This is a genomic window from Algoriphagus sp. PAP.12, from assembly GCF_026652115.1.
Lineage (GTDB): Bacteria > Bacteroidota > Bacteroidia > Cytophagales > Cyclobacteriaceae > Algoriphagus.
Map to the genome: position 1 here is coordinate 33,598 of NZ_JAPPSQ010000017.1, position 19,974 is coordinate 53,571.

The window sequence follows — 19,974 nt, forward strand, 5'->3', positions numbered from 1 at the left end:
GGAAGAGGAAGAAAGGCAAACTAATGCCAGACAGAGCGAATAAGAAGTCTTTTTACTGCATTTGAAAAATATTGAATATCGAATGATTCATATCGAAGTTTTGCCACTTTACTTCAAGGGAATGGTAAAAGAAAAACTTTGGGGGCCCAGTGAAATATGCTGAGCTATTTCAGAGATTTGATTTGCATGAGAATGATGGATACCATACATAATTCCATCGAAAACCATCAAAAACGCTCCCTGAAGGATGATGGATTTTCCAAAACCGATCAACCGTTCATTGGATTTTCGCAGTCCTCTTTCTTTAAGATACAATCCACCTCCTATGTAGGCCAGGTCCAAAGCGGCATTGACCAATAATATTTTCTCTATTGAATTCTGCGCATCCATTGTTGCCCAAAAATCTGAAGAAGGAACTTCTTTGGCAGCTTGCCAATAACCAAAGCCAGCTATGACCAAATTGACAGAATTCCAATACAGATTCATTTGATGAAATGCCTTGGTTTCCCCGGATGTTCTACTTGCCCCGATACCTCCCCAGATCATATTTCCAACAGCCCATGTACCCAAAATCAGCATTCCTTTTTGGTTGTAGTTAAGTCGGGTTTCATTGAAGGATTCCAATTCAGGGATTTGTTGAGAAAAGCCTTCAAAAGCCAAAAACAGGAAAAATATTAAGCACAAAACCTTAAATGGAGTGGATGCATTCATAAAAGATAAACTTGCTGGAAATGAAATAGTTTATTTAAAAAAAAGAAAGCTTTGAATTTCCATGCCTACTTAAAAGAGGTCTCAATAAACTATTTCGTCAATGTCCGTGAAGACACGGACAAGGGGGAAAAATTTACCTAAATACAAAAAACCCCTGAGTTTCTTCAGGGCTTTCTATGGCTTTTGGAAATCTCTAAATCTCCAATCTAATTTCTCCTTAACTATCTATGGACAATGGACTATAACCTATTGACTAATTAATACATCACTTCTACTGGGAAGCGACCATTAACAGCCTTTAACTGATCAAATGCTGCTTGAGAAAGCTTGATGACCAATTTTGAATTATCACCGGTTTCAGGAAGGGTCCCTACTACACGGGCGAAAATTGTCGCATCATTTTCTTCGTTTTTTACTCTCATGATGGTCCCAACAGGAGCTGTTCTATGCAAAACCAGGTACTTTTTATGTCCGCCTGTACCTTCAATCAGCTCAGCCTGACCCACTTCTTTGATATTTTTAAAACCTCCAGAGCTAGCTCCATCAGGAACAACATGCATGTCTTCCGCTTGAGCCACTACTCTAGGCTCCCCTACGATAGGTACCTGAGAAGGTCCTGGTTCCGCTCTTCCAACTTTCAAAACTTGACCAACGCGAAGATTATTAGATGTCAATCCATTCCAATTGATGATATCCTCAACCTTTGCATTGTATTGCCCTGCAATAGAGAATAAAGTTTGACCTGTTTTCACTTCATGAGAAATCCAATCTCCCGGAACTATCGGTTTTCCAGTTGGTAGTGCAGGAGTAGCTGTTTTTGTTTCAGCTTTCGGTTGAACCTTTTCTTCTTTAACCGGACTTGGAGAAGACTTTGGTGTTTCTACCACAGCAACAGTTTTCTCTACCACCTCTTTTTTAGGCTCTACTGGAGTAGGAGCTGGTTCAGAAACTTTGGTTTCAGCAACAGTAGGTTTAGTTGCTGTTTGCGGGGCCTGAATTACCAAGGCCTGCCCTACGCTTAGATCGTTTCCTTTCAAACCATTCCAAGTCATGATTTCGGAAACCGATACATTGTATTTTTTGGAAATCGCAAATAGTGTCTCTCCCGGGGATACTTTATGCAAAGTGGAACCGGATGGTACTTCTGCTTTGGTTACATAAGGAACACGGATCTGTTGACCAACTTTTAATCCTGATTTCAAAGCGGCATTGGCTTCCACAATCTCTCCTACCGGGGTCTGATACCGCCTGGAAATCCCAAACAAGGTTTCCTTGGCATCGACATTATGTAAAATAAAAGTTTTGTCTCCCACTTTCTCAACTCCCACAGAATCCATCTCGGTGATGGCGAAACTGGAAACAGAAATCAAAAACGCTGGAACAAAATAGAACGTTCTCTTATTGAAAATCATAGTAATAGCTTAATTAGGTGCGTTCGAAGAATCAATTCTTCACTAGTTTTATCAATAATTATGCTAAAGAATCCTCTTTAGAAAATAAGTTGAAATGAGACCCTGATCCTTTCCATTGCCTGATCCTTTCCATTGAAAACCTTTGAATTCAAGAAAAATTGCCCTGAAAGCTAAAAAATTGAGGTGAAGATGGAATTCATACGTATCTTATCTTATCGAATTTTATAGACCATGCCCAGAATCCAATTCCTCCTTCTTTCCTTTTTGATATTACTTTCCATTCAGGCTTCTGCCCAGGAAAAAAAAGTGGAGAAGGTCTTTACTTTTAAAATAGACCGAGATATTGATCCTGCCATGAACAGGCGTGTCAAACTGGCTCTGGAAGATGCAGAAGAACAAAAAGTCGACCTGATCATCATTGAAATGGATACTTACGGTGGAGCTGTAAATGACGCTGATGATATCCGTACCATGCTTTTGGAGTCCCCCATCCCGGTTTATACTTTCATCAATAAAGATGCAGCGTCTGCCGGAGCTTTGATTTCCATAGCCTCTGACAGTATTTACATGGCTCCCGGAGCCAGTATTGGAGCTGCAACAGTAGTAAACGGAACAGATGGAATGGCAGCACCTGATAAATACCAATCCTACATGAGATCCATGATGCGAAGTACTGCTGAAGCAAGAGGTCGAGACCCCAAAATAGCTGAAGCCATGGTGGACGAAAATATTGCCATAGATGGAATCACCACCGAAGGATCTGTATTGACATTTTCAGTTTCTGAAGCTATTCAACATGGTTTCTGTGAGGGAGAATATGCTTCTATTGAGGCAATCCTTCAGGCCAAAGGGATTGAAAACGCGGAGATTTCCAATTATGAAGTTTCCTATACCGAAACTATTATATCCTACTTTCTCAATCCGGCCATTAGTGGTATTTTGATTTTGGTAATCATAGGCGGAATCTATTTCGAATTACAAACACCCGGTGTTGGGTTTCCTCTCTTTGCGTCCATCATTGCTACCATTCTTTATTTCATCCCCTATTATCTGAATGGATTGGCTGAAAACTGGGAAATGATTGTTTTCGTTGTTGGAATCATTTTGCTGGCCATAGAACTTTTTGTCATACCGGGATTTGGCATTTTTGGAGTTTTAGGAATAGTCTGTATTCTCGCGGGTTTGGTTCTGGGCATGCTTCCCAATCAGAATTTTGACTTCCAATTCGTCCCATCGGCCGACTTATTTGCCGCCCTATTGACGGTTATCCTTTCTTCGATAGTCGCTGTAGTTTTGATATTTTGGCTCACTCCCAAAGTGAATGAATGGGGAGCTTTCAAAACCATCACTCTAGCGGCCACCCAACAAAGATCTGAAGGCTACACTTCCAGTTTTTATCAAAATGAATTGTTGGGAAAAGTAGGAGTCGTTCATTCCAGATTAAGACCCAGTGGCAGAGTGGAAATAGACGGGGATATTTATGATGCTTATTCCCGCGGCGAATTCATTGATCAGGGAGAAGAAATCATCGTCATTTCTACCGAAGGAACCTCCTTGAAAGTCAAAAAACACCAAGCTTAATCAAAGCTTTTGCTAAGTTTGGGCCATGAATCCGTTTCAGAGCATTTACGAGGCTATTGGGGAGGAAAAAATCCAAGAGCTCACCCATTATTTCTATCAAGAGGTTGCCAAAAATGAGGAATTGCGAAAGCTATATCCAGAGGAAGATTTGAAGCCGGCTGAAAGACGCTTGTTCCTGTTTTTGCTTCAGGTTTTTGGTGGACCCCAAACCTATTCTGAAGAAAGAGGTCATCCACGTCTCAGAATGCGTCATCTAAATTGGAAGATTGATGGCAAATTCAGAAATCACTGGATGAATGCCATGCTAACGGCAATGGATCAGATTGATCTGGAGCCTGATGTTCGCGAATTGATGCTGGGCTACTTTGTCAAAGTTGCAAACCACATGGTCAATCATGAGTAAGATCCTTCGCAAAATCTATACGGTTTACGCAGGTGTATTATTCGTTTTGAGTTTCCTGTTGATTTTTCCTTTCTTCCTGATCTGTATCTGGATTCCAGGATGGAAACGTTTTGGAAGAAAAATCAATCAATACTGGGCAAGAATCTATTTTACTTTGATTTTCATGCCTGTTCACAGGGAGATTCGTGGAAAAATAGAAAAAGGGAAGCCTTACTTATTTCTCGCTAATCACTTCTCGTATTTGGATGTGGCAATGATGGGATTTATACCAGGAGACGCCCAGTTTGTAGGGAAAGCTTCCATTAGAAAAGTACCTCTTTTTGGCTATTATTTCAAAAATCTACACATCGCTGTAGATCGCTCAAGAATGAAAAGTCGTGCCGAAACCATGAGAAGAGCAGGCTTGGCTTTGGAACAAAACTCCAGCATTGTCTTATTTCCAGAAGGTGGAATTTACACCCAAAATCCGCCACAGATGGTACCTTTCAAAAACGGAGCTTTTCGGTTGGCCTTGGAGAAACAAATCCCGATTATCCCTGTCACATTATCCTATAATCACCTAATTTTGCCCGAAGACGGAAAATTGCTCTTAAATTTGGGTAGAGCGAAGATGGTTTTGCATGAAGCCATCGTTCCTTCAGAACAAGACAATGAGGAAAGTCTGAAAAAAGCGTGCTTTGAAGTCATTCAAAAACAGTTGGATTTAGACAATTCAAAATAGAATTATGAAAATCGATAAAGAAGCGATCAAAAAAATAGCCCACTTGGCCAGATTGGAGTTTGACGAAAACGGAGCTGAAAAGCTATCCAAAGAAATGAGTCAGATTTTGGATTGGGTGGAGCAATTAAATGAAATAGATACTGAAAATGTAGAACCTTTGACCACCATGTCCTCTGAAGTCAATGACATGAGAGAGGATAAAGTCGGAAAGCATTTGGATCATGAAGCTGGACTGAAAAATGCTCCCAAAAGAGATGCTGACTACTTCCGTGTTCCCAAGGTACTTGAATAATGAATCAGGAATATTTAGAGAAACTCAATCTTAAAGCAATTATCCCGGCCCTCCTCTTGATCATCACGGGAGGGCTTTTTGCGTCTTATTATTTACTCTTCGACCCAAGTCCTTACAGAGATATCGAAGCAGGATACTTTTTGGATACTATTCCCATTCCTTTTGATTTTGCTCAGTTTGGGCCAATCTCCTTCCCCATCATGGTGGATAATTTCTTGGTTTTTCAGGAATTTAAGGACTTTGCTCCTCTCCAATTCATCCAGGAAAGTATTTGGTTTGGAATCATAGTTTGGCTGGTAATTTCCACTTTACTGACCTTGGTTTCAGAATTTAAAAAATTCTATTTCCTGGGCTTTGGAATTGCTTGGATAGTCCTACTCACTTTTTCCAACCTCAATGGACTGAATATTGGCGGTTTAAACACCAATTACCCCTTGATCATTTTCATTGTGGGAACCCTGGCAGTTCCTGTATTTTTTCATATTTCCGGCAAAAAAGTACGCTTCGAACTCAGGTTACTTTTGAATCTTTTGAGCTCAGGACTTGCAGCGTATTCCTTGATCAGCTTAGCTGAAAGCCCAGAACCGGTTTTGTTTTTGGTTGAACATATCACAATTCCGGCGATCGCACTTTCAATTGCCTGGATTTTCTGGAATGGTCATGGAGTACTATCTGGCATTTACATCTTACTGGCAAAAGCTGGGAGAAATCTAAGTTTGAAGATATCTCTTCAGATTAGTTTAATCGCACTGATTTATTTGCTTTTACTTTTCAATATTCTTTTGGATTTGACTGGAAGTCCTCTCCAATTTATCCCTGTTTTCAATCCGATTTTACTATTGATTCCCATGGGGATTTTGGGTTGGTTTACCATTCGGGAGAAGGCCGAAGCAGATCTTGATTTGGTAGCTTCTCCCAGAGTAATCCAAGGATTGTATCTATTGGGATTTGGACTTTCCTTATGGTTGGCTTGGAAGCTTCAGCTTTCAGGAAATCAGCCTGCTTCAGAATTAGTAAAGCATCTAATAACCTATTCTCAGATTGGCTTTAGCCTATTTTTCCTGATTTACATTCTATCCAATTTCATGAATGTAATGAATACTGGAAAAGCGATAGAAAAAGTGCTTTTCAAACCTTATTCCCTTCCTTACTATCATTTGAGAATTGGTGGAGTCATTGCCATGTTGGTGATGATGGCCTATGCAGATGGTATTGTCGGAGTACAGGTGAATTCATTGAGCAATCATATTTTAGGTGATTACTATTACAACAGCAATCAAAAACTGGAAGCCAGTATCATTTATGAAAACACTTGGTTTCGCTATAGAAATAATCCCAAAGCCAAAAATGCCACGGCCCAGTTACTCTTTGAATTGAACCAACCGACCTTGGCTAAGCAACATTTGGAAGAAAGTTTTGCTGAAGCTCCGCAGGTTGATAATATTCTCCTATTGGCAGAAAGGCTTCATCGGGAAAATAAGATTCTGGAATCCATCTATTATTTGGAGGAAGGGTTGAAATGGTTTCCCGGCAATCCCTATCTGATCAATAACTTGGCTTTGTTCTATATCAAAGTAAACCGGAATCAAGAGGCTTTGGCATTGATGGAGCTATCCAAGGAAGAAAGTTCAGGGAATTTTGCAGCCATCCAACTGAAGCTAGGCAATAGGACTTTCGACTCTTCAGAGCCGGAAACTATTTCTGATTTGATCAATGAACTGGCAAAACAAAATGCATTAGGAAATTACCCAGAAGAAAGGGTGGTTGATGATTTGAAAGAAGATCTTCAGCATGAATTAACTCCAATGCTTGTTCAGGCAGGGTATAGAAATCTTTTTTCGATCAAGGATTTCAATTCGGTTTCTCAGGATCTAGCAATGCTGGATAGCCTTTGGAAGGACAGCCTAAATGTGCAGTATATCATGCCCTTACAGGAAACTGGTGTCATTCGAAGTCTGGGAGCTGGCAGAGTAACTGAAGCGGTTAAAAACCTCAATGGTTTGGCCTTTAGAAATCCGGGAGATGCGGGTTATTTTCTTCAGCTTTCCTCCACTATTATGGCTCAACAGATGGGGTTTCAAAAAGCTGCTAGAGAATTGATTGCCGCAGAAGAAAAAGGGTATCAGGCCATCGCTCCTCATCATTGGAATATTTTGACCATGGGAGGCTATTATGAAAAGGCTGAAGAATTTCGGGTAAAATATGGATTAGAAATTCCATCCTATCTGCTCCAGCCAGAAGCGAATACACTCTCCTATTTGGAAATCATTGAGAAATTTAATCGTACGCTTCCAAAGCAGCTTTTTGATGCTTGGAAAGAATTGGATGAATCAGAACTTAAAACTGATTTGGCAGTTCGTCTAGTCGCTTACAAAGCTCATGGATTGGATGAATCCGATCTCAGAACTTTGGGTGATAACATCCATAAAGCCCACGGAGAAAACGAGCATCTGAGCAAATTCCTGGAAAAGCCGGATTTGAAAAATAAGGAAGCAATTAAAGCATTGATGTCCTGGTTAGGCATTGGTGATGAATTGACTGCAAATCCTTATTTAAATCCTTTGATTTGGTCTGCAATTGCTATCGGTCAGGATGATGTGGCCAGCTATGAAATCCTGAATACCGCAACTGAATTCAGCAAGGATCCTATTATTTGGATCAAAAAAGTGAATTTGGCCAGAAAAATCGGATTGGCTAATTATGCCACAGATGCATTGGTAGAAATGCAGGAATGGGTTGAGCCAAAAGATCTGGAAAGACTTCAATTGGCCAACTATTAAGCTGGATTCTCGTATTTTCACAGAAATCCTTTATTTTTAACAGGAAACTAAAACCACTAATCCAATTAGCATGAGTAGAGTAATCGAAACCCACGATATCAATAGAACCTATAAAATGGGAGCTGAAATCATTCAGGCTCTTAAATCTGTTTCGATTAATGTCGATAGAGGGGAATATGTGGCTTTTATGGGGCCTTCAGGTTCTGGTAAGTCCACCCTGATGAATATCATTGGTTGTTTGGATACTCCCACAGCAGGAACTTATATCCTAAACAATAAGGATGTCAGTGATATGACTGAAAATGAATTAGCTGACATCAGAAATAAAGAAATCGGATTCGTATTTCAGACTTTCAACTTGCTTCCAAGAGCAAGCTGCCTCGAAAATGTGGCTCTTCCACTAGTTTATGCTGGATATAGTAAAGCAGAAAGAGAAGAAATGGCTTTTAAAGCCCTGGACAATGTGGGTTTGGGCGAGCGTACCAAACACAGACCCAATGAACTTTCTGGGGGTCAAAGACAAAGGGTGGCAATTGCCAGAGCTCTGGTCAATGATCCGAGTATTATCCTTGCCGATGAACCTACTGGTAACTTGGATACCAAGACCTCCTACGATATCATGGAGCTCTTCCATGAACTGCATTCCAAAGGCAATACCATCATCATGGTAACTCACGAAGATGACATTGCACACTATGCGCATCGAATCGTCAGATTGCGAGATGGTTTGGTAGAAACTGACACAATTAACCCTAACCCAACAAGAGGAGTTGCAATGCCCGTCTAATTCTTCTAAAAGAATCAAATAGATTCTTATTTTTGTCGAAGAATTACAGCCAATTGCAATGAAAATCTATACCAAGACTGGAGACCAGGGAAAAACCTCACTTTTAGGCGGTGAAAGAGTTCCTAAATCCCACCTTCGAATAGATGCCTATGGTACAGTAGATGAATTGAATTCATTTGTAGGTTTACTTCGTGATCAGCAGATCAATGAATCAAGAAGTGAAATCCTCAAAGAAATTCAAGATCGACTGTTTACAATAGGTGCTGATTTGGCAACTCCTGCAGGAAAAGACAAGGTCAAAAAGCCAGACCTTCTCCCTGAGGATATTGAATTATTGGAAAAAGAAATGGATCAAATGGAAGAACAATTACCGGCTTTAAAAGCTTTTATTCTTCCAGGAGGTCATCAGGCAGTTTCTTTTGCACATTTGGCAAGAACCGTATGCAGAAGGGCAGAAAGAAGAGCTGTCGAATTAGGGGCTGAAGAAGATGTAAATTCCTTAGTCATTCAGTATCTTAATCGGCTATCGGATTATTTCTTTGTTTTGGGCAGAAAAATGGCCCAAGACCTTCAGGTAGAAGAAGTCACCTGGAGTCCACGATTAAAAAAATAACTTAGAAATTGCCTCTGAGCATTTCAGCATAATAAATTATCCATTTAGGCTTTGCCTTAACCAGCTTTGGCATGAAAACATCGCTAGCAATCCCGGTAACAAAGACGCAATCGTCTCGACTTTCACAAACCGATTTTTCGAATCTGGTCTTCGGAAAAACTATTTCCGATCACATGTTTGTCGCTGATTACAAAAATGGCGAATGGTCCGATTTGAGAATCGAACCTTATGCGCCACTTGAATTATCTCCTTCCAATGCAACTTTGCATTATGGACAATCCATTTTTGAAGGCCTTAAAGCCTACAGAAATGATGCTGGTGAAGTCCTCGTATTTAGAGCAGATGCCAACTGGAAAAGAATGAATGAATCTGCAGAGAGAATGTGTATGCCGTCTCTCCCTGAAGAAGTATTTATGGATGGGTTGACTCAGTTATTAGAATTGGATAAAGATTGGGTTCCTACTGCCAAAGGTGCTTCTCTTTACATCCGTCCTTTCATGTTTGCAATGGATGAATACATTGGTGTAAAACCATCCGAAACATATAAATTCATCATTTTCACTTGCCCTGTAGGAAATTATTATTCTAAGCCAGTAAGTGTAAAAGTAGAAACCAAGTTTACCAGAGCCAATGAAGGAGGAACCGGTGCTGCTAAAACAGCAGGTAACTATGCCGCCTCCCTCTACCCTGCTCTTCAGGCTCAGAAAGCTGGATACGATCAACTTCTTTGGACCGATGGCAAAAGTCACAGTAAAATCGAAGAAAGTGGAACTATGAACGTCATGTTCAAGATCAATGGCAAAATCATTACAGCCCCAATTGATGGAGGAACTATCCTGAAAGGGATTACCAGAAACTCTGTGATTCAATTAGCCAATGATTGGAATGAGGACTTGGAAGAAAGATTTTTGACAGTTACGGAGCTAAAAGAAGCTTTAGAAGCGGGAACTTTGGAAGAAGCTTTTGGAACTGGCACAGCAGCTACCATTGCTCATATCTTCAAGATCAATATTGATGGAAAAGATTATATCCTTCCAGAAAAACCTGAAGATGCTTTCTCTCACAGAGTTCTTGCTGCTCTGGATGGAATAAAATATGGCACCGAAGCAGATCCACATGAATGGATCATTAAAATTTAATAAGATTCTGATTTCATAAAGAGCCCCCAATAGGATTGATACTTATTGGGGGTATTTTTTTCTAAAACATTGAAATTCTCAACCCAAAAATCCAATCATTTTTTATTTTATTCTTAACTCTTGGCTCTAGTTTCTCGACTCTTGTTTCTTCAAATCAAACCCTTGCTCTACTCAAAGGCATGGTCATACATCTAGGTCCTCCAAGTCCCCTAGAAAGTTCTGAAGAAGGTATTTCAAGCACTTCTACACCCATTTCTCTTAAAGCACGATTCGTATGAACGTTTCGATTATAAGAAATGACTCTTCTTGGTCCGATCGCAAAAACATTTGCTCCGTCAAACCATTGCTCGCGCATGGAATAATCAGGGTTTCCATCTGCAGTTGCCAACACTTCCAAGTGAGGGATTTCCCTTTCCAAAACTTTCAGCAAAGACTCATTCAGTACTTCCCTTCTGATATGAACTTTGTCATCTTTGATTTCTTTCAGGGTATAAAGGGAGGTTTGGAATACCGAATTCATCGCATCTGGGTAAGTCAATACGAGATTTTCATCCAACACTGTGAAAACCGTATCCAAATGCATGTATTGGCGCTTTTTAGGTAGATGAACCTCATAGACTCTTTGAACAGATCCTTCGGCCAACAGAGCTTTTGCTGCATGGTAGATGGCTTTCTCGTCCGTTCTTTCTGAATTCCCTATGGCAACTGCTTCATGAGATAACACTATCACATCTCCCCCTTCAATGCTTGGAGGATTATCGTGCCCATTGACCGGATAGATTTTATTAACATTGTCCTTAAACTCGGGATGGTTTTCAAATATGGTTCTCAACAAATCTGCCTCGCGCTGTCTTCCTTCCATTTTCATTGAAGAAAAGATAATCCCTCCAGGAGTCAGGGCCATCGGGTCTCGTTGGAAATACAAATTGGGACAGGGAGCTATCGCAAAGGCAAAATCCATGATTTCCCCAGTATCCAAATTGGGAATCTTTCTTTTCAGCTCATGGACTTTGAGACCTCCTGTCAAAATACCTGCACATTCAGCTGTGGAATACCGCTCCACTATGTCTTCTGCCAGATGGGTCAACCCTGATCGCTTCAAGGAATCTCGAATCAATCCGAGCAGCATTTTCTCATCGTATAATACCCTGATTAATAGCTCTCTCAATTGATAAACTTTGGCCCCAGAAGCATCCTTGATCAGATTCGAAAAAGCATCATGCTCACGCTGGAGCGCATCCAGGTATGGCACATCTTCAAAAAGTAAAAACTCCTTATTGTAGGGAGTTAGTCTGTCTATTTCTTTCCCCGGTCTGTGCATTAATACCGCACGTAAAGTTCCGAATTCCGAATTGAGTCTTAGGTTCATATAGGTATAGGCTTCTACATCTAGTTTAACCATTTATCCACAGAAGAGCAATTTTTTACTACCCATTGAAAAAATTGTGCTTTTAGGAAAATTCAGGATGGAATACAGGATTGAAAATCCTTTCTTCGCCTAAAGTATAATTAGAGCTATTCCTCCATTCAAATGAACAAAATAAAGGAGGAACTATTATTGCACTAAAACAAATTGAACTTGAAGCAATCAACCAACTATTATGAGAAAATTACACATTTTAACCCTCGGACTTTTATTCACTTTCTTTTCCAGCTGCGATACAGTCAATCAAATCGCTGGTCAGATGGGCTTGGGTACTCCAACCGATGCTGAAATCAACTCTGGACTGAAACAGGCCTTAGAATTAGGAACCGGATATGCATCCGAAAGACTTTCTCAGGAAGATGGGTATCTGGGGAATCAATTGATCAAAATCACTTTTCCAGAAGAAGCAAAAAAGATTGAAAATACACTTCGCTCCATTGGCTTAGGTAGCCTTTGTGATCAAGTAATCACCTCAGTCAACCGTGCTGCTGAAGATGCAGCCATTGAAGCAAAACCGATCTTTGTTGCTGCCATTAAAGAAATGACAATACAAGATGTCAAAAACATCCTTTTAGGTGCTGACAACGCTGCTACGGTTTATTTTGAAGGAAAAACAACTTCTCAGTTGGAAGGAAAATTTGAACCGATTATTTCAAGCAGTTTGGATAAAGTAGGTGCTACCAAATATTGGGGAGATGTCATCAACCGATACAACCAAGTTCCTTTAGTAACCAAAGTAAATCCAGACCTTTCAGCTTATGTGACACAGAAAGCCATCGATGGATTGTTTTATGAGATCGCAAAAGAAGAATTGAAAATAAGAGAAAATGTAGCTGCTAGAAGCACTGTCCTTTTACAGAAAGTTTTTGGCTATGCAGAAAGTCAAAATACTGGTAGCTAATTTTATACAAAATCTTTTATATCCCTTTTGGTACTCTCCAAAAGGGATTTTTTTATTTCATCAATTCACTTGTGTCTTTTTTACCTTAAAGCTCAAAGGTATAGCACTTTCCAAAATAGAATAAACTCCTAAATTCGATTCAAAATATTTGTGCAAGTTCACTTTTAAAACTATGTCTGGTTCATTAGAACAAAATTTCATAACCCAACCAATCAAATCACTTTTAAACCCCAATCTTCAATTCGAAGAACTAAAAGAAATCATCGATTCTATTCATGTTTATTTCCATCAAAAAACCCAGATCAGTGGCTTTGAAGTAACAATTGAAAATCTTGCAGCTATTCCAGCATCAAAAGGCAAGGCTGTAGGCTTAAATCATGCAGCCCAATGCCTCCTTGATTACCACCGAACTCACCGATTTATTTTGGCCATTCATCAGGCAATTCTGGATCAACAGAAGTCAAATCCGGGAAAAACAATCAACCTTTTCTATGCAGGATGTGGTCCCTATGCCCCGTTGATGACCCTGATTGCTCCTCTTTTTCGGCCAGATGAAATCCAATTTTCCCTTTTGGAAATCAATAGAAATTCGATCGATTCTGCAAAAAAGTTGATTAAAGAAATGGGATTGAACCGGTACGTTTCCCATATTTATTTAGAAGATGCTACCACTTTCCAAATCCCAAATGCAGAGTCCTACGACATCCTTATTTCGGAAACACTCGATGCCCTGCTATACCGAGAATGTTACGTTCCAATCCTAATGAATATGCTTCCTCAGTTTAAAAAAGAGGTCGTATTAATTCCTGAAAATGTTTCTATTGATCTGCATTTAAAAAAAGGAGGGACAGAAACCAAACAGGGAGTAATTTTTGACGTTCGAAAGTCAATTTCTGAATTGACCGAAAAGTCAGATCAACTTTCAAAATTCCCTGAAAAGGTTTTTAAGCTTTGTTCTATACCTGTTGAGAATTCTCCCCTTCTCCTAATGGACACCAAAGTTCATATTTATAAAGATCATGAATTGAATCGAAACGAGTCATCTTTGACTGTTTTATATGAACTACCCTACCAAAAAACAGACTCAATTTCATTTACTTATTATTTAGAACCGGAAGTAGAATTAAGGTACCAATTTAGACAACTCTAATCTATCCTTAATAAAAAAATTAAAGCTGAATACAGAGGAAAATCCTAAATTCAGAATATGAAAAACATCTTCCCCTATCTATTCCTTTTTATTTTTTTTGCCTGCCAAAGCAAAGAACAGAACACCTCTAATCTAGAAATTGAATCAATCAATAAAAGCTTATTTCTTGAGCTTGGAGGAGTAGAACAATACATTGAAATCATTGGTACTTCAACAGAAAACCCGATTTTACTTTTTGTTCATGGAGGTCCTGCTTGGCCTCAAACTCCTCAAATTCGCTATTTCAACTCTGAATTAGCTGAAGCATACACGGTTGTAATTTGGGAGCAACGTGGAGCAGGAAAAAACTATGAAAAGAATCCCAATCCCGGTGGGTTAACTTTGGACCAAATCGTAAAAGATGGAAATGAATTAGTAGAATGGCTAATCCAAGAATATGGTCAAAACCAACTATATCTAGCTGGATATTCTTGGGGTAGTTTGGTTGGAGTGGAGATGGCAGAACAGCATCCAGAATATTATAAAGCCTATTTTGGAATCTCCCAGTTTATCAATAAGCGAGAGGGAATGGAAATCTCCAGAAATTGGGTACGAGAGAAAGCAATGGAAGCCAAGGATGAAATCGCATTGCAAAAAATTGATAGTTTGGAAGACGTTTCAAATTATGAAAGTGAGCATGATCGGTTTTTCAACCAGTACCTAATAGTTAATCAATTTGGAGGTGCGGTCCATCAGGAAAAGACTTTAGCTGAGGTAGAGAAAGCGGAAACCATGTATGAAGACTACAAAAACTATGATTGGTATGCGGTGTGGAATGCTTCTTCTTCCGTTTTGCAAAAAGACCTGTATGTGGCAGATGTAAGGGAAATTAAGGAATTGGATATCCCCGTAGTTCTTTTCCAGGGAAGATATGATTGGAATGTCCCTTCGGTTTTGGCTGAATCCTGGCTCGATGACCTAAAGGCTCCTCAAAAGAAAATCATCTGGTTTGAAAACTCTGGGCATGGCCCATTGGAAGAGGAACCAAAGGAATTTAATCAGGCAATGATTCAAGTTTTGAAAGAATTGAATTAAAGGCAGTTTCAGATGAATTGATTATCTTAAAAATATGACTGCGAGTGAAACCTATCTTTTCCATCATTCTTGTTTTGACAGGGAGCAATATTTGAAAGAATTGAATCTGTTTGCTGAACATGAAATTAGATTTCAAGTAAATGACCATTCCGGTCCGGTTCAATTCAAATCCCCTGCCTGTGGATATTTTGAAGCTGAAATCCTGATTCAAGAAACCGATTTTGATCGAGCCAATGATTTACTAGAAAGCCTCAATTCTTATGGAAACTGAAGAAAAATCAAAGTGGAGTAGTTTTACGGTTACTATTCCTTTGAACGTCCCAAAAGAGATGATTTCTGAGGCTCTAAGCTCTCAACAAGGTTTGGAAAGCTGGTTTTTGAGATCCGCAATATTTCAAAATCCGGAAGGAATAGAAAAAGGTAGAAATGAAACAATCCAAGTTGGTGATACTTATCAATGGATGTGGCATGGATGGAACGATGAGGTCATAGAAAAGGGTAAAATTCTGGAGGTTAAAGACAATGAGATGATTCGTTTCACTTTTGGAAAAGCCGGAATTGTCAGCTTGAAAACTTACCAGCAAGGAGATGAAACGATCCTACAACTGGTGCAAGAAAACATCCCTCTCGAGGAAGATGCCAAGCTAAACTTTCATGTTGGCTGCAAAACTGGCTGGACTTTTTATCTCCTGAATCTCAAATCCATTCTTTTGGGAGGCTTGGACTTAAGAAATAAGAATAATGAGTTGAATATGGATTAGAGGATATTTTTCTGATAATGAGGTCAATTAGAAGTTTGAAGGTTTTTCGGGATAATTTGTTTTCTAAAACCACAAAGAATATCTTAGGTGAAAACCTGATATCTGAATATTTTTTTTATTCGGCTTAAGTCAAAAAGAATTTCAAAATTTCCATTCCCTCCATGATCGAATACTTCCTTCCAAATTTGGGGATTTTAGTAACTGCTGTAGGTATCCCAATTTTGTACCTTCAATTAAGGGACTTAAAAGCCTCACTTCGGAGTAGTACTCATGCCTCCATCTACTCGCAAGCGGAATCTATTCGGGGTTATTTGATTGAATATCCCGAGTTACGGAAATACTTCTTCGACAATTGCCTGATAAATCAGGAAAACAAAGATTACAATCGGGTACTCAGTATTGCTGAAGTTTATCTTAATTATCTGGAACAAATTGCCGTTTTGAGGAAAAGCTTAGGCGAAGAAAATCTAACATCTTTGAAGCTGTTTTTGGATACTGCTTTGTCGAAAAGCCCTATTCTCAAGCAGCATCTAAGAGAAAATGCCAGCCTTTATTCCCAAGCTCTTCATGAAATGGTGAAAAATCCCATTTCTAATAGCCAAACATCCTCGAATTCAATAAATCCCAATACCATGACTGAATCAATGAAAAATTACATTACCTCCAGTGAATCTATGGCTTGGAAGCCATTAATCGAAGAAGGGGTAGACACCCAAGAACTTTATGTTAAGGTCCTTCGATATGATGAGCAGGAAAAAAGGGCACCTACTTTTTTATTAAAGTTTGAACCAGGATCTTCCTACCCTTATCATAATCATCCGGCAGGGGAAGAAGCCTTTATTTTAGAAGGAGAAGCCTATTTCAACGATCAAAAACTTGTCAAAGGTGATTACCTCTACACCCCTCCCACTTTTAAGCATTCCGTAAAATCGGAAAAGGGCTGTGTGATTCTGTTTCGGGTTCCTCAAGAAGTGGAGATCCAATGATTATAGGCAATAGAAAAATTATTAGGTTTTATAAAATCAAATACTCCTTTTGGGTTGCAACCTTTTTCTTTAGTTTTTCTGCTAATTTATTTGCCCAAAAGCGTCCCAATATCCTGTTTGCCATCAGTGATGATCAAAGTTTTTTTCATACCAGTTTTGAAGGTTCCGGCTTTGTAAAAACGCCTGGCTTTGATCGAGTAGCACGGGAAGGGGTTTACTTCAAAAATGTATATGCCGGTTCACCTGGTTGCGCTCCTTCTAGAAGTGCCATCATCACAGGTCGTCATCATTGGCAGAATGAACAAGCCGGCCAACATGCTTCTGCCTGGCTCAAAAAGTATGTTCCATTTGTGGATTTATTGGAAGCTAATGGATATAAAACCGGAAGAACAGGAAAAGGAGTTGGCCCTTTCCAATACGCAAGAAATGAGCAAGATTCCCTTTGGCGAAAAGGTGATGCTGCTGGAACCGAACATACAGATATCAGATACTCAAATGGAGATGATGAACGATTTGCCAAAGGCATCTCTCCTACCAATTACTTTGAGAACTTCAAAGCTTTTATAGAAAACAATCCTGAGAACAAGCCCTTTTTCTTTTGGTATGGAGGAAAAGAACCCCACAGAGCTTATGAAAAGGGTTCCTGGAAGAAAATGGGGAAAAAATTAGAGGATGTAGAGGTTCCGGCCTTTTTACCTGACAATGACGAAATTCGAGGAGATCTGCTGGACTATGCAGTAGAAATTGAATGGTTTGACCTTCATTTGGAGCGCATGCTTGATTATCTAGAGGAAATTGGGGAATTGGAAAATACGATTGTCATTGTCACCGCTGACAATGGAATGCCTTTTCCTAGAGCCAAAGCCAACAGTTATGAATTTGGAGTCCATGTACCTTTTGCTGTACGCTATCCAAAGGAATTCCCGGGAAATCGACAGATAGAAGACGCCATTGGTTTTGCGGATATTGCTCCCACCCTGCTTGAAATTAGCCAGACACCTACTGAGGGAATGCTCCCCATCAGAGGAAAGAGTTTTCTGGACATTTTAAAATCCAAAAAAGAAGGACAGGTATCTCTCCAACACCGAGTTGCCTATTCTGGAAGAGAACGCCACTCCTCTTCTCGCTATCTGAATTGGGGCTATCCTCAAAGAGCCATTCGTAAAGGAGATTACCTTTTGGTTTGGAATATGAAGCCTGAAAGATGGCCATCCGGAGCACCTCAGAAATATGATCCAAAAGACAGTACTACCCTCTTACCAATGTATGGATTAGATTCTCAAAATCAGTTCATCCCTGATGGTGCATTTACCGATATAGATGATAGCCCAAGTAAAACCTACTTGATTGAGCACCATTCCGATAAGAATGTTAGCCCATTCTTTGAACTTTCCATGGCCAAAAGACCTGAATTCGAGCTTTTCAAAGTGACTAAGGATCCATCTTGCATCAATAATCTTGCAGAAAAACCTGAATTTGAAGAAGTTAAAAATGACTTGGAATCAGAATTGAAGTCAGAGTTAACCAGATCACAAGATCCTCGCGTAGTCGGTCCTGACAAGGAGATTTTCGACAGTTATAAGCGCTATTCTCCCATTCGGAAATTCCCTAAACCCAAGAATCAATGAGTAAATTCAATTATAAAAAGCGAAACCTTTTTTCAGGAATTCATTTATTAGGAATTCTTTTACTATTTGCTGGACTATTTGCCTTGGTTAGTCCTTTATTTTTGAGCAGCGGAAGTTCCATGACAAAAATAATATCTGTGGGTACGGGCTCTTGTTTAATTGGCCTTTTGATCATCTTCACTTATAGCGGAACTTTGATTGATACTTCAAAGAATCAATTCCAAGAGTATGTTTCAATTATCGGGTTTCGAATGGGTTCTTGGCAAGATTTACCCAAAATCAGGGAAATAAAAGTTGTTTCATCCACTAGAGTCCAAAGAAATATTCCCAATGGAATAAGCCCAACTTTATCGGGCAAAGTGACTAATTATAGCATTCTCTTATATGCAGATTCCAACCAACCCGTATTCACATTTAACTATTCAAATCAAGATAAAGCAACAGAGCAAGCGAGGCGTTTAGCAAATAGGCTGAATTCAGAATTGATTCTCGCGAGTGTGGCCCTCTGATCAGCTAAGATTGAAATTTCGCCATCAATGGAATTTCACAAGAATAAGCCTGACAAGGCTGTGTAAAAAATCAAGTTCTGCCTACCTTAAGAATATGAAAAAAAACCTATCCATTTTTTCGATTTTATCTGTCTTATTTTTAACCTATTGCAGCAATCCCAGAACTGGAGTTATTGATGTTGGTTTTACCAATGAACTAACCCAAAAAGACTTAGATGATATCCAATTGGATTTAAAGTCTCAAAATGTGGACCTTGAGTATACTTACCTGGAATTTGACTCTGTTGGACATCTTAAAAAAATTAGCGCTTCTATTGATTATAAGGATGGTCATAAAGGAAGCTTTAAATCCCTTGTCCTTCAGGATGGAGATCGACCCGGTTTTAAAAGAGAGTTTTCAAAAAACGATTAATACATAGCTATCAAACCTTTATAATTGACTGGTAGCCGTATTCAGAGTTTGTTGACTTTTCTCTCTTTACAAGTTTGAACTAGCTCTTAGATTCTTAACTGTAGGTTAGTGGATTTAAATTTGTCCATATTTCCTTTAGGGTTGAGAAAAATTAAAACATAAAAACAAATCCAAATTTGATATTCCAATAGGTATGCTGGAAAATAACCATGACAAGCTTGGTGGAAGCTTCATTTTAATTGGAGGAAACGTTAAAAATTACATTTTACTTTCAGCTCTAGCAATCATATCTTTTTGCCTGTTCTTAGCGGAATTTGATAATTCTGAAATCTCCCTAACCATTGTTATTTTCATTTTAGGAGTTTTGGCAACGGGAATTCTATATAAATTTTCAGAAGAATTTATCCTTACAGAAATTGGTCTTTACGTCAAAAGAGAGTTCTCAGACGAAAGAATATTTTTTGAAATTAATGAGATTTCCAAGATAACTTATTACCCTAGTGCAGGAGGAACTATTTCAAAATTGGTCATTGAACTAAAAAACAGAAAAAAATATAGGGTCAAAGCCTCTTATTATGAAATGGAGATCGCCTTTGAAAGTTTCAAGAAATACGAAGGTCTACAATTGAGAAGATATGATTTGAATGATGGAATGGTCATTATCAAGAGATAGTTTAGTACTCAATGA

The 19,974-nt window shown here is 39.1% G+C and carries 21 protein-coding genes; 18 read left to right on the forward strand and 3 right to left on the reverse strand.

Translation table 11 applies throughout. The features are described 5' to 3' along the window. Nucleotides 1-108: 108 nt before the first annotated feature. The gene (locus O0V13_RS17355; RefSeq protein ID WP_268036247.1) at nt 109-711 is read right to left on the reverse strand and encodes a DUF6992 family protein; all 603 of its coding nucleotides are present in this window, start codon (nt 709-711) and stop codon (nt 109-111) included. A 257-nt stretch (nt 712-968) separates the two neighbouring features. Next, complete coding sequence (locus tag O0V13_RS17360; RefSeq protein ID WP_268036248.1) at nt 969-2,123, reverse strand: LysM peptidoglycan-binding domain-containing protein; 1,155 nt, start codon at nt 2,121-2,123, stop codon at nt 969-971. Nucleotides 2,124-2,354: 231 nt separating this feature from the next. On the opposite strand from O0V13_RS17360, the gene O0V13_RS17365 reads away from it, so the two are divergent. From O0V13_RS17365 to O0V13_RS17400, 8 genes are all read left to right on the forward strand, one after another. Beyond that, nucleotides 2,355-3,704, forward strand: coding sequence for an NfeD family protein (locus O0V13_RS17365; RefSeq protein ID WP_268036249.1), 1,350 nt, complete (start codon nt 2,355-2,357; stop codon nt 3,702-3,704). A 25-nt stretch (nt 3,705-3,729) separates the two neighbouring features. Beyond that, a complete protein-coding gene (locus tag O0V13_RS17370) occupies nt 3,730-4,107 on the forward strand; it encodes a globin domain-containing protein (protein ID WP_268036250.1) in 378 nt (125 codons plus the stop codon). Continuing rightward, complete coding sequence (locus O0V13_RS17375; RefSeq protein WP_268036251.1) at nt 4,100-4,828, forward strand: lysophospholipid acyltransferase family protein; 729 nt, start codon at nt 4,100-4,102, stop codon at nt 4,826-4,828. Before O0V13_RS17370 ends, O0V13_RS17375 begins: the two co-directional genes overlap by 8 nt. Before the next feature lie 4 nt (nt 4,829-4,832). Then, nucleotides 4,833-5,120, forward strand: coding sequence for an Asp-tRNA(Asn)/Glu-tRNA(Gln) amidotransferase subunit GatC (gatC, locus tag O0V13_RS17380; protein WP_073569914.1), 288 nt, complete (start codon nt 4,833-4,835; stop codon nt 5,118-5,120). Further along, nucleotides 5,120-7,900 carry a tetratricopeptide repeat protein gene (locus O0V13_RS17385; protein WP_268036252.1) on the forward strand — a complete coding sequence of 927 codons (2,781 nt, stop codon included), beginning with the start codon at nt 5,120-5,122 and terminating at the stop codon, nt 7,898-7,900. The genes gatC and O0V13_RS17385 overlap by 1 nt, the downstream gene beginning before the upstream one ends. A 70-nt stretch (nt 7,901-7,970) precedes the next feature. Beyond that, nucleotides 7,971-8,687 carry an ABC transporter ATP-binding protein gene (locus O0V13_RS17390; RefSeq protein WP_073569912.1) on the forward strand — a complete coding sequence of 239 codons (717 nt, stop codon included), beginning with the start codon at nt 7,971-7,973 and terminating at the stop codon, nt 8,685-8,687. 58 nt (nt 8,688-8,745) lie between these two features. Next, on the forward strand, nt 8,746-9,300 hold the full coding sequence (locus tag O0V13_RS17395; RefSeq protein ID WP_268036253.1) for a cob(I)yrinic acid a,c-diamide adenosyltransferase: 555 nt from the start codon (nt 8,746-8,748) through the stop codon (nt 9,298-9,300). Between the two features lie 71 nt (nt 9,301-9,371). After that, complete coding sequence (locus tag O0V13_RS17400) at nt 9,372-10,439, forward strand: branched-chain amino acid aminotransferase (RefSeq protein WP_268036254.1); 1,068 nt, start codon at nt 9,372-9,374, stop codon at nt 10,437-10,439. A gap of 154 nt (nt 10,440-10,593) precedes the next feature. Here the strand turns inward: O0V13_RS17400 and O0V13_RS17405 are convergent, their stop codons facing one another. Next, nucleotides 10,594-11,808, reverse strand: coding sequence for an arginine deiminase (locus O0V13_RS17405; RefSeq protein WP_268036316.1), 1,215 nt, complete (start codon nt 11,806-11,808; stop codon nt 10,594-10,596). 232 nt (nt 11,809-12,040) lie between these two features. Here O0V13_RS17405 and O0V13_RS17410 point away from each other — a divergent pair, with 232 nt between their 5' ends. The 10 genes from O0V13_RS17410 (at nt 12,041) to O0V13_RS17455 (ending at nt 19,959) form a co-directional block, all read left to right on the forward strand. After that, nucleotides 12,041-12,766 carry a DUF4197 domain-containing protein gene (locus O0V13_RS17410; RefSeq protein WP_268036255.1) on the forward strand — a complete coding sequence of 242 codons (726 nt, stop codon included), beginning with the start codon at nt 12,041-12,043 and terminating at the stop codon, nt 12,764-12,766. A gap of 172 nt (nt 12,767-12,938) precedes the next feature. After that, nucleotides 12,939-13,916 (forward strand): phytanoyl-CoA dioxygenase, encoded by a 978-nt coding sequence (locus O0V13_RS17415; RefSeq protein WP_268036256.1) that lies wholly within the window; start codon nt 12,939-12,941, stop codon nt 13,914-13,916. A gap of 57 nt (nt 13,917-13,973) precedes the next feature. Then, entirely contained in the window at nt 13,974-14,990 is a 1,017-nt protein-coding gene (locus tag O0V13_RS17420; RefSeq protein ID WP_268036257.1) for an alpha/beta fold hydrolase, read from the forward strand. Between the two features lie 34 nt (nt 14,991-15,024). Next, entirely contained in the window at nt 15,025-15,261 is a 237-nt protein-coding gene (locus tag O0V13_RS17425) for a putative signal transducing protein (RefSeq protein ID WP_268036258.1), read from the forward strand. Next, nucleotides 15,251-15,751 carry an SRPBCC family protein gene (locus O0V13_RS17430; RefSeq protein ID WP_268036259.1) on the forward strand — a complete coding sequence of 167 codons (501 nt, stop codon included), beginning with the start codon at nt 15,251-15,253 and terminating at the stop codon, nt 15,749-15,751. Before O0V13_RS17425 ends, O0V13_RS17430 begins: the two co-directional genes overlap by 11 nt. A gap of 161 nt (nt 15,752-15,912) precedes the next feature. Beyond that, the gene (locus tag O0V13_RS17435; protein ID WP_268036260.1) at nt 15,913-16,737 is read left to right on the forward strand and encodes a cupin domain-containing protein; all 825 of its coding nucleotides are present in this window, start codon (nt 15,913-15,915) and stop codon (nt 16,735-16,737) included. Further along, nucleotides 16,734-18,365, forward strand: a complete 1,632-nt coding sequence (locus tag O0V13_RS17440; protein WP_268036261.1) for a sulfatase family protein — start codon at nt 16,734-16,736, stop codon at nt 18,363-18,365. The genes O0V13_RS17435 and O0V13_RS17440 overlap by 4 nt, the downstream gene beginning before the upstream one ends. Then, nucleotides 18,362-18,874 (forward strand): hypothetical protein, encoded by a 513-nt coding sequence (locus tag O0V13_RS17445; protein ID WP_268036262.1) that lies wholly within the window; start codon nt 18,362-18,364, stop codon nt 18,872-18,874. The genes O0V13_RS17440 and O0V13_RS17445 overlap by 4 nt, the downstream gene beginning before the upstream one ends. Nucleotides 18,875-18,968: 94 nt before the next feature. Then, nucleotides 18,969-19,286, forward strand: coding sequence for a hypothetical protein (locus tag O0V13_RS17450; protein WP_268036264.1), 318 nt, complete (start codon nt 18,969-18,971; stop codon nt 19,284-19,286). Between the two features lie 193 nt (nt 19,287-19,479). Then, nucleotides 19,480-19,959: a hypothetical protein gene (locus O0V13_RS17455; protein WP_268036266.1), complete on the forward strand. Its 480-nt coding sequence runs from the start codon at nt 19,480-19,482 to the stop codon at nt 19,957-19,959. The last annotated feature ends 15 nt before the right edge of the window (nt 19,960-19,974 follow it).